Origin of the sequence: Nocardia sp. NPDC051030, assembly GCF_040683015.1 — a bacterium.
Lineage (GTDB): Bacteria > Actinomycetota > Actinomycetes > Mycobacteriales > Mycobacteriaceae > Nocardia.
On the sequence record NZ_JBFBCD010000004.1, the window covers coordinates 89,925 to 102,764 of the forward strand.

Here is a 12,840-nt window from a genome sequence, read left to right on the forward strand (position 1 = left end):
CTCCTCGTTTTCTTTCACCTTCCCCCCCACCCCTCCCTTTTTCCTTTCTCCACGCTGGCGGGGCGGCCGGGCCTTCGCTTCGGTGGGGCGGGTTGTAATCCCCCCCGCCCCGACCTGGTCCGGCTATCTGAATAACGCCGCGGGTGTCACTTCGCGCCGTGGCTGTGTCACTTCGCGCCGTGGCTGTGGTGCCCGCCTTCGACTTTGGCCTCGGTCGGCTGTGCCGCGGCCCCCTTGCGTCCGGCCTCATGCGGGTCGGCCCCGTGCTCGGCACCGAAGCTGCCGCTGCTGGCCTTACCGCCCTTGCTGGCTTGTTCCGCGGTATCGGACCGGTTGCCGAATTGACCCGGGTTCTTCGGATCGGGCATGGCGAAACCTCCTTCAAGCTCCTGGTTTTCGTGTGTGGTGCGATCTCCGTGCCGCCCACATTCCGGCCCTACCCGCCGGTTCGGAGCCGAAACAGCCGCCACCGCGGCCTGATCGTCGACCGGTTTGGTCGCCGCCGTACCGGGCATTGCGATGGGCGAAGCATTCGTCCGCCAGAGGAGGAGCTATGACACGCCGGTACTCCCTGTTCGTCGCGGTCGCGGCCCTGTGTTCGACGTTCCTGCTCGGAGCCTGCGAACAGGCCAAGGAAGTCGTCAACAAGGGTGGCAATACGCCGTGCAGCGAATTCACCAAACAGGACGACGACACCCAGCACGTCACGGTGCGCAAATACCTCGAACAAGACACCAAGGCCACTCCGACGCCGGACGCGGACCAGGTGGACGCGTCCATCGCCGCCATCACCCTGATGTGCCAGGCCCAGGCCAACCCCGATACCCCGATTCGCGAGGCCGACCTCACCGGGATCTTCGTACCGAAGAAATAGCCGCGGCCGAGCCGTGAATATCCGCATGCGCCAACCCGAATGGAGGAGCATCGATGCCCGCGCTGCTGCTCGACGCCGTCCGTGCCGATCTCGCCGACCGCGTCGCCGGGGAAGTGCGGTTCGATCCCGGTTCCCGGGCGGCGTATTCCACCGATGCCTCGAACTATCGGGCGGTGCCGCTGGGTGTGGTGGTGCCGCGCACGCCGGAGGACGCCATCGCCGCGATTGCGGTGTGCCGGGCGCACGATATGCCGGTGCTCTCGCGCGGCGGCGGCACCAGTCTGGCCGGTCAGTGCTGCAATGCGGCGGTCGTGCTGGATTGGAGCAAGTACTGCGACCGGGTGGTGTCGATCGATCCGGGGGCGCGGACCGTGGTGGTGGAGCCGGGCATCAGCCTGGATCGGCTCAATGCGGCCCTGCGGCCCCATGACCTGATGGTCGGTCCCAAGCCCTCGACCCACGTGAGCTGCACGATCGGCGGGATGATCGGCAACAACTCCTGCGGCTCGACCGCGCAGGCGTACGGCAAGATGGCCGACTCGGTGCGCCGCCTCGAGATCCTCACCTACGCGGGCGATCGGATGTGGGTGGGGCCCGGCATGGAGGGCCTGACCGAGCCGCTGCGCGAGGGCCTGACCGCCCTCATGGCGCGCTACGCGGATGACATTCGCAAGAACTATCCCGATATTCCCCGCCGGGTGTCGGGCTACAACCTGGATTCGCTGCTGCCCGAACGACATACCGATGCCGCGAAGTTCCTGGTCGGCAGCGAGAGCACCCTGGTCACCGTGCTGCGCGCCGAACTCGAACTGGTGCCCGTCCCGGCCGCCAAGGCCCTGGTCGTGCTCGGCTTCCCCGACATCTACAGCGCGGCGGACGCGGTCCCGGATGTGCTGCGCCACGACCCGGCCGCCCTGGAGGGCCTGGATCACCGCCTGGTGCAACTCGAACATTCTCAGCACCTGGCCGAGCGGGCCATCAAACAGCTGCCCGGCGGAAAAGCCTGGCTGATGGCACAATTCGACGGCGACTCGGCCTCCGAGGCCGACGAACACGCCCACGCCATGATCATCGAATTCGCCACCCGACGGCGCGACGTGACCGCCACCCTGCTCGACGACCCCGAGCGCGAGTCCGAACTGTGGGCCGCCCGAGAAGCCGGACTGGGTGCGACCGCGTATCCGCCCGACGGCGCGGAAACCCATGAGGGCTGGGAGGACGCGGCGGTGCCGCCCGACCGGCTCGGCGACTACCTGCGCGATTTCGAGCGGCTGCTGAGCCTGTACGACTACGAATCCAGTTCCCTCTACGGCCATTTCGGCCAGGGGTGTGTGCACACCCGCATTCCGTTCGATCTGCGCACCGCGGACGGCATCGCGCACTATCGCCGATTCGCCCGGGACAGTGCGCGTCTCGTGGTCGCCTACGGTGGTTCGCTGTCCGGTGAGCACGGTGACGGCCAATCGCGCGCGGAGCTGCTGCCGATCATGTTCGGCGACCGGGTGGTCGAGGCGTTCGGCGAGGTGAAGCGGCTGTTCGATCCGCTCAATCGAATGAACCCCGGCAAGGTCGTGGATCCGCGACCGCTGGATCACGATCTGCGCCAGGGTGTCTCGTACCGGCCGTGGGAACCGGCCACCCACTTCGCGTTCCCCGAGGACGGCCACCATTTCAGCCATGCCGCCAACCGGTGCGTCGGGGTCGGCAAATGCCGGGGCGATTCCGGCGGTGTCATGTGCCCCAGCTACCGGGCCACCCGCGAGGAGGAGCATTCCACCCGAGGCCGGGCCCGGCTGCTGTTCGAGATGCTCGAGGGTGACGTGATCACCGACGGCTGGCGGTCCACCGAAGTGCGTGACGCGCTCGATCTGTGCCTGTCCTGCAAGGGATGTCGCAGCGACTGCCCGGTCGATGTCGATATGGCGACCTACAAGGCGGAGTTCCTGTCCCACCACTACCGGCATCGGCTGCGGCCGATGTCGCACTATTCGATGGGCTGGATTCCGCTGTGGGCGCGGCTGGCCACCGGTGCCGCGCCGCTGGCCAATGCCGTCACGCACGCGCCGGGCCTGCGGCGGGCGCTGGCGCGCCTGGGCGGTATCGATCCACGGCGCGAACTACCGCGCTTCGCATCCCGGAGATTCACCCGAACCTATTCTCCGCGAGCCGATTTCGTGGATGCCCCGAACGGCCGGGTACTGCTGTGGCCGGACACCTTCACCAATAATTTCGAGCCACAGATCGCCGACGCCGCGACGGAAGTGCTGACCGCCGCGGGATTCGCTATCGACCTGCCGCCGCGCGCCGTGTGCTGCGGCCTGACCTGGATCTCGACCGGCCAGCTCGCCACCGCCAAACGGGTCCTGCGCCGCACTCTGAAGACCCTGGAACCCCAATTGCGCCACGGCATCCCGATTGTCGTGCTCGAACCCAGTTGCGCGGCGGTATTCCGTTCGGACCTGCCGGAGCTGCTCGACGGCGATCAGGACGCCAAACGCCTCGCCGGTCAGACTCGCACGCTGGCCGAGTTGCTGGCCGAGCGCGCACCGCGGTGGCGGCCGCCGGAGATCATGGGCTCCGCGCTGGTGCAACCGCACTGCCACCAGCACGCCATCCTCGGTTCGGGGCCGGACCGCGACCTGCTGTGTGCCACCGGCGCCGAGGTCGAGCTGCTCGATGCCGGATGTTGCGGCCTGGCAGGCAATTTCGGCTTCGAGCGCGGGCATTACGATGTATCCGTGGCCTGCGCACAGGACCAGTTGCTCCCCGCCCTGCGCGCGGCCTCGCCCGATGTGGCGATCCTGGCGGATGGGTTCAGCTGTCGCACCCAGATCCGTCACCTGCTCCCCGGTGTGCGGCCGCGGCATACGGCCGAACTCCTCGCCGAAGCCCTCCGAGGCGGTCTTCCATGAAAATCCCGAACATCGACGGCGTGACCGTCGAGGTCTACCGATTCCCCACTCCACAACCCGAAGCCGACGGCACCCTGACCTGGGATGCGACCACCGCGGTGGTGGTGACCGTATCGGCCGGGCACGACCGCGGACTGGGCTGGACCTACAGCTCCCCCGCCGCCACAGTCGTCGAGAAACATCTCGCGCCGGAACCACTCTTGGTGGACGGCGCGCCGCAGGTGCAGGACGGGCGGATCGAACCGCGCGGCAATGGCAATGGCAATGGGTCCGATCCGTACGGTCACGGCATGCGTCTGGCCGAGACCGCCGCGCCCTATCGGGTCTCAGCGCCGTCGGCTGCCGCCCAGTGAGGTGAGCGCGCGCACGAGCCACGCCTGCGGGCTGTGCTCGTGCGCGCGGTCGTCGAATTCGCCGTGCGCGCCGAAGTCGACGCCGCCGCGGCCATCCAGCGGAGTCCACAGATTGTCCTGGCCGCCATGGGCTTCGGCCTCGGTCTGCTGCGATCGATATCCGGTGCGCGCCAGGTAGCGGTCCAGCAGCCGGGGCGCGAGCCGCTGCGCGAGCACCGTGCCGACCGTGCTCGCGCCGACCCAATACTGTTTGTGCCGTGGATGATCGGCGGCGAATACGATGCTGCGGGCGATCACCTCGGGCTGATAGATGGGCGGGACCGGCTGCGGCCGGTGCGGAAGCCGCGACAGCACCCAGGAGAACTGGGGCGTATTGACCGCGGGGGCCTGCACGACGGTGATGTGGACATTGCTGCGCTCGTGCAGCAATTCCACCCGCAGCGCCTCGACGACGCCGTTGACCGCGTGTTTGGCACCGCAATAGGCCGACTGCAAGGGAATCGACCGGTCCCCCAGCGCGGAGCCGACCTGCACGATCGCGCCGCGATCGCGGGCGCGCATGCGCAGGAGCGCGGCCCGGATGCCGTGCACCGAACCAAGATAGGTGACCTCGGTGACCCGGCGGAACTCCTCGGGGTAGATCTGATCGAAGGGCGCGAAGACCGAGGTGAACGCGGAATTCACCCACACGTCGATGGGGCCGAGCTCGTGCTCGGCGCGGGTGGCGGCCGCGTCGACCGCCTCGTAATCGGCTACGTCGGTGGGTAATTCGAGCGCCGTGCCGCCGGCGGCCCGCACCTCCGCGGCGGCGGCCGCGAGCCCGGTGCGGCCGCGCGCGAGCAGGGCGATCCGGTCACCGCGGGCGGCGAAGCGGCAGGCGGCGGCCCGCCCGATACCCGCGCTCGCACCGGTGATCACAATGGTTTTCGGTGCCGCGCGTGTGGCTGAGACTGTCACGGCTGTCCCCTTCCTGAGGGCGATTCGTAGTCCGGGTGGGCCCACCGGCCCGGCCGCGCCGCCCGAATCGACGCCTCGAACAGCAGCGCGTGCACGAACGCCTGCGGCAGATTGCCGCGCAGCTGCCGTTGTATGACATCGAATTCCTCGGCGAACAGTCCGGGCGTGCCGCAGGCGGCCCGATTGCGTTCGAAGTAGCGGGCTGCGGTGACCGGCAGCCCGAGATCGTCGGCGGCCATGGCCATGGCGAACCCGCACAGCAGGAACGCGCCCTCGCTGCGATCGAGTGGGCGGGCATCACGCCGATAGCGGTACACGTAATAGTCGGTGGACAATTCGTGGTGGACGGCTTCGAAGGTGGCGCGGTTGCGGGGATCGCCGATCGGGAGCGCGCCGCGAATGATCGGCAGCAGCAGGGCGGCATCCACCTCGGGGTGTTGCGGCGAGCGCTGCCACCGGCCGCTGGGATGGAGGCTGGTCCGGGCCGCCTCGGCTACGAGCGTGTCGGCCAGCGCGGTGCAGCGGGCCACATCGGCACCGCTGGCCCGCACCGCGGCCACCGCGCGCAGTCCGGCCGCGCAGGCCAGCCGGGAGTGCGTCCAATGCTCGTCGTCGATCTCCCAGATACCCGCATCGGGTCGATCGCGCTGTGCGGCAATGGCTTCCACGGCGATGCCGACGGCCTTGCGATGATCCTCGGTCAGCCGGTCGTGCCGGGCCGCCGCGGCGAACAACAGCAGCGCCTCACCGAACACGTCGAGCTGGAACTGGTCCCGGACCCGATTGCCCAGCAGCGCGGTTTCCTCGCCCGGATAGCCGGGCGGGTCGACGTCCCGGGTGCGCGGCACCTGCCCACCGGTCATGGTGTACGCGGGCCTGAGCTGCGGGCCGTCGGCGTGCAGGCGCTCGGCGGTGAACCGCACCGCGTCGTCGAGCAGCGGATACGGTCCCGCCGCCGCGACCGCCTGCCCGGCCATGCACTGATCGCGGATCCACACATAGCGGTAGTCGTAATTGCCGCCCTGCTCGGCCCGTTCGGGCAGACTGGTCGTCGCGGCCGCGACCATCCCGCCGCTGCTGCCGGTCATTCCCCGCATGACGGCGTAGGCGTGCGCGGTATCGCGCGGGGCCGCTCCCTCGGCCAGCGCGGGCACCGCCCGCTTCCAACTGAATTCCGTTGCCGTCCAAGCGGTATCCGGGTTCGCGCACTCCTGCGGCAGGGCTCGATTCGACAGCTCCAGCACCAGGTCGCGCTGCTCGCCTTCGGGAACTCGCAGGCGCAGTTGCCATTTCGGCCCCGTCCCGTCCTCGCGCACCGCGGCCTCCGCCGCACCACCCCACCGCAGCTGGATCTCACCGCTGCGCGCCTCCCAGACCTCGCCGCCGCGCCGCACCTGCGTGAGCGGCTCCGCCCCGAACCCGGCCACCGGTGCGAGTTCCACGTCCACTTCGGCGTCGCCGTGTCGTGCGCGAATCCGCCGCAACAGCACGGCCCGGTGGGCCTCGCCCGGAAAGGCCAGCGCCTCACGGCATTCGATGACCGCCGAGCTCGTGACCCACCGGGAGTTCCAGATCAGACTCCCCTCGTCGTAATACCCGCCCCACACGAACCGTTCCACCGGCGTCACCGCGTACACGCCCGGGCCGCCCAGCAGGGCCTGAAAGAGGGCATCCCCGTCCCACCCCGGCATGCACAGCCACGAGATATCCCCGCGCGGGCCGACCAGGGCCCCGCGCTCCCCGTCCGCGAGGAACGCGTATTCGCGCAGCACGTGCGGCTGCCGCAAGACCGAAGGCGGGACCACGCTCGTCGAATACCACGCGATCGCACGGTTAACCATGCCGCGGGGCTCACCATCAGATACTTCTCGGTCAGCCGAACCGCCGGGGGGCGCGGCAGCCCCCAACACGACGGCGCCCGGGCACCGAAGGCACCCGGGCACTCGATCGCGGGATCACTTGTCGCGGAAAGCGTCCTTGACCTTTTCGCCCGCGTCCTTGACGTCGTTCTTGGCCTGACGGGCCTTGCCCGACTGCTCGCGGTCCTCGTCGCCGGTCAGCTTCCCGAGCTTCTCCTGCGCCTTACCTTTGAGGTCATCGGCCTTGTTCTTGGCCTTGTCGGTTGCGCTCATGTCGATTCCTTCCCACTGAGCGGACTCCATGGGCCGTTCGCGTTGACCCGATCCTGGCCTACCCGGGTGTAGGAACTCGAAACAGGCTGAGATGGTTCACCATGACATCAACTGTCCGACCCCATCAGATCTCTATGCGTGAACCCATGATCACCGTGCGGTGGCGTGGCAGCCGGAAGTGGTCACTGGAATCGGTGGACAGGTAGGTGGTGGCGATGAAAAGCGTTCTGCGCCAGCGCGGCATGACCGGGTCGGCACCCGGCCGCAATTCCAGTTCGGAGAGGAAGTAGGCGGCCCGGTCGAGGTCGAGCGCGCCCTCGGTATCGACCGGGTCGAGGCGGGCCAGGGCCGCGGGCACATCGGGGGGCTCCAGATAGCCGACGCGGACGGTCGCATGGATGATGCCGTCGTCGGTGTAGCCGAGGTGATCCACCCGCACCCGGTCGTCCTCCGAAACCCGTGGCACTTCCTCGGTTTCGACGGAGACGATCACGATCTGGCGGTGGCGGACATGGTTGTGTTCGACATTGGCCCGCAACGCGAGGGGTACGGTCTTCTTGCTGCGGCTCAGGAACACCGCGGTGCCGTCGACGGTGTCGATTCCCGAATCATGGTGGCGCAGTTGATCGATGAACTCGCGCAGCGAGCCTTCCCGGCGCTCCCGTTCGGCATGCACCAATCCGCGGCCGCGCTGCCAGGTGGTCATGATCGTGAAGGCGACGATGCCGACCAGCAGCGGCAGCCAAGCCCCGTGCGTCAGCTTGGTGAGGTTCGCCGAGACGAACAACAGATCCAGGGTGAGCAGCGGCGCCGCGCCACACGCGATCAACCACAGCGGCAACCGCCATTTCGCATGCGCCAGATAGCCGAGCAGCAGCGTGGTGATGCTGATGGTGCACGTCACCGCCATGCCGTAGGCGTAGGCGAGCCCGGTCGAGGACCGGAACGCGAGCACCAGCGTGAGCACCGAGACCATGAGCAGCCAGTTGATCCAAGGCACATAGATCTGGCCGCGCTCGGATGCGGAGGTGTGCACGATGCGCAATCGCGGCAGGAAATCGATGCGAGCCGCCTGCGCGGCAACCGAATACGCGCCCGTGATCACGGCCTGTGCGGCGATCACGGTCGCCGTGGTGGCCAGCACCACCACCGGTAGCCGCGCCCAGCCCGGGACCAGCAGGAAGAACGGGCTCGCGGCGTGCGCCGGATCGGAGAGCACCAGCGCGCCTTGGCCCAAATAGCTGAGCACCAACGCCGGCAGAACCAGGAAAAGCCAAGCGCGCGTGATGGATCGGCGGCCGAAGTGGCCGAGATCCGCGTACAGCGCCTCCGCCCCGGTGACCGCCAGCACAATGGCCGCCAGCGCGAAGAACGCCACCCCGAAATGCCCGGCCAGGAATCCCAGCGCGTAGGTCGGCGACAGCGCCCGCAGGATCGTGGGATCACGGGTGATCCCGGTGATGCCGAGCGTGCCGATCGTCAAGAACCACAACACCATCACCGGGCCGAACAGGTGTCCCACCGTCGCGGTGCCACGCCGCTGCACCAGGAACAATGCCACGATGATCAGCGCGGTGAGGGGCACGATCAGCTTCGCCGACGCCGGCGCGACGATCTCGAGCCCCTCCACGGCGGACAGCACCGAAATCGCCGGAGTGATCATGCTGTCGCCGAAAAACAGTGCCGCACCGAAGATTCCGAGCCCCGTAAGCACCGCGGCCGTCCGCCCCGCCACCGCCCAGCGCCGCACCTGGGTAATCAGCGCAACGATGCCGCCCTCGCCGTCGTTGTCCGCGCGCATCGCCACCAGCACGTACGTAGCGGTCACGATGAACAGCACCGACCAGAACACCAGCGACACCACCCCGAAAACGTTCTCGCTGCGCACGGCGACCGGATGCGGATCCGAGGGATCGAACACCGCGCGCATCACATAGATGGGGCTGGTGCCGATGTCCCCGAAGACCACCCCGAGCGCACCGATCACCAACCCCGGCCGCGCGATATCGCGCCGCTGCGTCACGGCTACTCCTTATCGATGACTGATGCCATCGCCATACCCATAAATGCTGAACTTTCGCCCTCGAATAGCGGATTAGTCAGATTCGTAGTCGCGCCGCGCGGTGGGGCCTTCGGTGTCTCAGCGCTGGTCGTCGAGGGTGTGGCGGAGTTCGGTGTTGATGCGTTGGGCCTCGGTGAGCTGATCTTCCAGGATCACGATGCGGCACGCGCCCTCGAGGGGATTGCCGTCGTCGACGAGTTGGCGTACCCGTGCGGCGATCCGCAGCTGATACCGCGAATAGCGGCGGTGCCCGCCCGCCGAACGTTGGGGGGTAAGAAGTTCGGTCGCGTCGAGGGCACGCAGGAACGCTTGGGTGACGCCGAGGACTTCGGCGGCGCGTCCCATGCTGTAGGCGGGGAAGTCTTCATCGTCGAGCCGGTCGCCGAGGTGGGGTCCGTCGGCGGGAGTCTTATCGGATTGCTGCACGGCACCTCGGTGTGTGGGCACGACTTCAGGCCCCGGCGCACAGTGCGCCGGGGCCTGAAGTCGATCGAGAAGGCAATTGGGATTCAAAGTCGTTGCCGATTTCCGGCCGATGACGCGCCTGGTGTCCGCTCGTGCCGACACGGACGCGTCGTGCGTAGATGTCTACTCGTGGAACACCTCCCGGCTCGTAGATTCGCTGGCCGCACCCAGTCTCGGTGCGGTGTCGCCGGCGGGTCACTGTGGCGACTTCCGGCGCGTCGTGCGGTGTTTCCGGTTCCCTCCAGCGGCACTACCTATTGCCATGTTCTTTCCTTCGCCGGAGGGAACCGGGCTTACAACTGACTTCTTCCGCAGCGCGTTCGGCTTCCTGCTACGGAGTTACCACTTGTCTAACTTCCGAACGAGACAGACAGTACAACCGATGGAGCGGATTGTCTACACCCAAGAGTAGAGATTTTTTGCGGACGCAGAACGACTGTCAGGAGGTGCGCGCATTGCCAGGGTGCGGGTCGGGGTGAGCAGGCCGTACTCGGACAGGCACAGGGTCTGCACCGCGATCCTGGCCACTTCCGCGGCCGGGAGGCGATGGATGTGAGCGCATTCGATACCGTGATCGCTCAGAACGTCGAGTCGGCCCGGTCTGGCAGGGAGTGGATTCACGGCCCGCGGACGGCTCCAGGCACGCCGACTCGCCGCCACAAAAATCTGTAGTGGCGGATCTAGACATACAGCGATCGCTTCGGTAGCTTCTTCCTCGTAGCAAGTGAAAGAAGATTCACGAGGGCACGGGAGATAACGAACTGCCCGTGAGTAAGGGACGACGGTCGGACCGAAACAGGGTCCGTAAGCCGTCGAGTACGAGGTAACACGAGAAAGTAAGTGCGCGACCGTTCGATCGCCCGCCTCCGTCTTCCCGGCGGGCAGGCCCACCGATTCACCCCCTTCAGGTGGGTCACGGTCGTTTCCACCCGGGCCCCGGTGCCGCCCTTTGCGCGGCACCGGGGCCCTCGTCATAGGACTGTCCTCCGCGTACACGACGGGCGAGGCCACGCACCCGCTCTCGCGGCGACCCAGTCGTCTGCGCAGACTCGAGGTCGCCGGGGCACTGCGGTACGACTCCTAGAATCACCGTGCCCAATACGTGCCCGACTGTGATTGTTCGACTGTCGGTGACGGTGGTGACGCGACGAGGGAAGGCCGCGGGATTGCCCGATGGGCAGTTCGGTGCTGTGGTGCAGTGATCGGACGGAGTCGAGAAACGCAGCGATGGCCGCGGTGCCGATGTGTGGGGCGACCCTGCAGGCGCTCTTCTACGGTCAGGTCATCGGCGAACAAGTCGATCAGGCCGCGCGTGATGTCGATGCTCTCGCGGACCAGGTCGGTGAAGTATCCGATCCGGGAGGTGGGATACCAGTTCTACTCGCCGCGCTCGATCACGGTTCGCACTGCCGCAATCAACCAGATCAAGGCCCTGTTGGTTGCTGCTCCCGACACGATCCGCGAATAGTATCGCAGGGCAACAACATCAGCGTTGATCACCGCGCTGGCCCGCTGCCGCCGGCGACCCCGTCGCCGTGAGGTGCTCACCGCAGCCAAGGCACTCGCACACCGCGTAAGGGGTTGTGGTGATTTCGAGTGCTACCACCAGGTCCCGCCTCGCAGGGCCACTACCGCATCGATCAGATGGAAAACTCCTGAGTAATCCGCAGAAAAGGTGTCAATCACCCACTACGCCAGCGTCATTGCGACCGTCGGTATCACCGCAGCCGCTGCGATGGGGGTGGCCACCATCGTTTCGGCGACGACCGCATCGGCACAGATAACGATCACAACTTTGGCTTATTGTGTCGGTTCCACCTACTCGCTTACTGTGGCCGCAGCCGACGCTGCCACGCTGATCGCGCAGGCTCCCAACGACGACCAGATCGGCATCACATGGTCGCCGGCGGCGGGAGGTTCGGCGACCAAGATCGGTGCCAACGCGTACTCGCCCGGTAAGGATGTCACTATCGAATGGACGCCGACGGCTGCGGGCACGGTGAACTTCCAGGCACGCCCGGTCAGCTCTACAGGAAGCTGGAACTGGACTGTCCCCGCCATCGAACTCCTGGGCATCACCGTAGTCCAGGGCGCCTCGCCCGGAATCGCCTGTGGCCGGTAACCAGCAGGCCCGACCCGCGCTCGATGAGAACGCAGGAGCGTCAAATCTCTTGAAGGAGTAGTAGGCGAGGGATCTACGTGACCATCCGCTTCTGCCGAGGTCCGGATTACCGGCCTATTCATGCACTAACCTCTGTTGCCGGTCAGTTTTCTGACTGTTCATGGGTCTAAGTGCATGTTCAGGCCGGACGCTATCGCTGCTGTGCCTTCCGAACGCGACATCCTGTCATGCCGCTGATCGCTCGGCTCGGTAGACACGGAGCGGCAGAACGGTGATCAGCCCGCTGCGGTACATCATCGTAGGATGGCTGACGGGACGTCGACCAGCCCCCACCAAGGGCTCGGAGTGGGGGCGTTGTTATCGGATCATCCCTTACGCCTTCTCCTTCCCGAGGTGATAAGAGATGTTCTGCTGCGTCATCCCCGACAGCTCGGCCAACCGCTCTTGGGTGTAGTACTCGGGCGCAGCTGCCCGTAACTTCGCGATGAGGTCCAGTCGCGCCTTCCTAGCCCGCTCCCCCAGGGCGACGGCCTGAGCGCACTCGGCGAAGTGTTCCCGAACGAGGGCGTCACGGTCGGCCGTGCTCATGACAGGAACCCGAACCCACGCACCCACTGTCGATACAAACGCTTTGTGCTCGGGATCACCCTCTCGGCGAGCGCCGATCGGAGGCATAGAATCCTCGGTGGCTGACTGCGGATGGGTCTGCGTTTCAGGGGTGCTCATGCCACTCTCCAATCGCGTTTGCTGTGGGGATGCCGGGCTTGAAAATTCGTTGGCGTGTCGAAAAACGGCGTGCCGCCTGGACTTTCGTCCCCGAGTGGCGGATTAGTCAGATTCGTAGTCAGATTGGCGGTAGGGTGCGGCAGCCCTCGGTAAGGCCATCGATGGACTCGGGTAGCCTGACCTGGCATACAGGTATGTACCGGTAACCGTCGGTAACACCTAACGCGTAACACTGGC

The 12,840-nt window shown here is 66.9% G+C and carries 11 protein-coding genes and 1 pseudogene; 5 read left to right on the forward strand and 7 right to left on the reverse strand.

From position 1 onward, the window contains the following. Positions 1 to 167 precede the first annotated feature (167 nt). Positions 168 to 368, reverse strand: a complete 201-nt coding sequence (locus AB0N05_RS14015; RefSeq protein ID WP_364692587.1) for a hypothetical protein — start codon at positions 366 to 368, stop codon at positions 168 to 170. Positions 369 to 553: 185 nt separating this feature from the next. Between AB0N05_RS14015 and AB0N05_RS14020 the strand changes: the two genes are divergently transcribed. The 3 genes and pseudogenes from AB0N05_RS14020 to AB0N05_RS14030 form a co-directional block, all read left to right on the forward strand. Beyond that, positions 554 to 874 (forward strand): hypothetical protein, encoded by a 321-nt coding sequence (locus AB0N05_RS14020; protein WP_364692590.1) that lies wholly within the window; start codon positions 554 to 556, stop codon positions 872 to 874. Positions 875 to 927: 53 nt separating this feature from the next. Next, positions 928 to 3,786, forward strand: coding sequence for an FAD-linked oxidase C-terminal domain-containing protein (locus AB0N05_RS14025; protein ID WP_364692592.1), 2,859 nt, complete (start codon positions 928 to 930; stop codon positions 3,784 to 3,786). After that, positions 3,783 to 3,935 (forward strand): annotated as a pseudogene (locus AB0N05_RS14030) (mandelate racemase); the annotation flags it as partial. The gene AB0N05_RS14025 and the pseudogene AB0N05_RS14030, both read left to right, overlap by 4 nt. Before the next feature lie 177 nt (positions 3,936 to 4,112). Here the strand turns inward: AB0N05_RS14030 and AB0N05_RS14035 are convergent. From AB0N05_RS14035 to AB0N05_RS14055, 5 genes are all read right to left on the reverse strand, one after another. Then, positions 4,113 to 5,060, reverse strand: coding sequence for an SDR family oxidoreductase (locus AB0N05_RS14035; protein WP_364694532.1), 948 nt, complete (start codon positions 5,058 to 5,060; stop codon positions 4,113 to 4,115). Between the two features lie 32 nt (positions 5,061 to 5,092). Beyond that, positions 5,093 to 6,937 (reverse strand): glycoside hydrolase family 15 protein, encoded by a 1,845-nt coding sequence (locus AB0N05_RS14040; protein WP_364692595.1) that lies wholly within the window; start codon positions 6,935 to 6,937, stop codon positions 5,093 to 5,095. A gap of 114 nt (positions 6,938 to 7,051) precedes the next feature. Beyond that, positions 7,052 to 7,228 (reverse strand): CsbD family protein, encoded by a 177-nt coding sequence (locus AB0N05_RS14045; RefSeq protein WP_364692598.1) that lies wholly within the window; start codon positions 7,226 to 7,228, stop codon positions 7,052 to 7,054. 124 nt (positions 7,229 to 7,352) lie between these two features. Further along, positions 7,353 to 9,251 carry a potassium transporter Kup gene (locus AB0N05_RS14050; RefSeq protein ID WP_364692600.1) on the reverse strand — a complete coding sequence of 633 codons (1,899 nt, stop codon included), beginning with the start codon at positions 9,249 to 9,251 and terminating at the stop codon, positions 7,353 to 7,355. Between the two features lie 117 nt (positions 9,252 to 9,368). Further along, positions 9,369 to 9,635, reverse strand: coding sequence for a MerR family transcriptional regulator (locus tag AB0N05_RS14055; RefSeq protein ID WP_364694535.1), 267 nt, complete (start codon positions 9,633 to 9,635; stop codon positions 9,369 to 9,371). Between the two features lie 1,347 nt (positions 9,636 to 10,982). Between AB0N05_RS14055 and AB0N05_RS14060 the strand changes: the two genes are divergently transcribed. Both AB0N05_RS14060 and AB0N05_RS14065 read left to right on the forward strand, forming a co-directional pair. Further along, positions 10,983 to 11,294: a hypothetical protein gene (locus tag AB0N05_RS14060; protein WP_364692602.1), complete on the forward strand. Its 312-nt coding sequence runs from the start codon at positions 10,983 to 10,985 to the stop codon at positions 11,292 to 11,294. Between the two features lie 136 nt (positions 11,295 to 11,430). Then, positions 11,431 to 11,877: a hypothetical protein gene (locus tag AB0N05_RS14065; protein WP_364692605.1), complete on the forward strand. Its 447-nt coding sequence runs from the start codon at positions 11,431 to 11,433 to the stop codon at positions 11,875 to 11,877. Positions 11,878 to 12,249: 372 nt separating this feature from the next. On the opposite strand, the gene AB0N05_RS14070 is transcribed toward AB0N05_RS14065, so the two are convergent. Continuing rightward, complete coding sequence (locus AB0N05_RS14070) at positions 12,250 to 12,465, reverse strand: hypothetical protein (RefSeq protein ID WP_364692608.1); 216 nt, start codon at positions 12,463 to 12,465, stop codon at positions 12,250 to 12,252. Between the last annotated feature and the right edge of the window lie 375 nt (positions 12,466 to 12,840).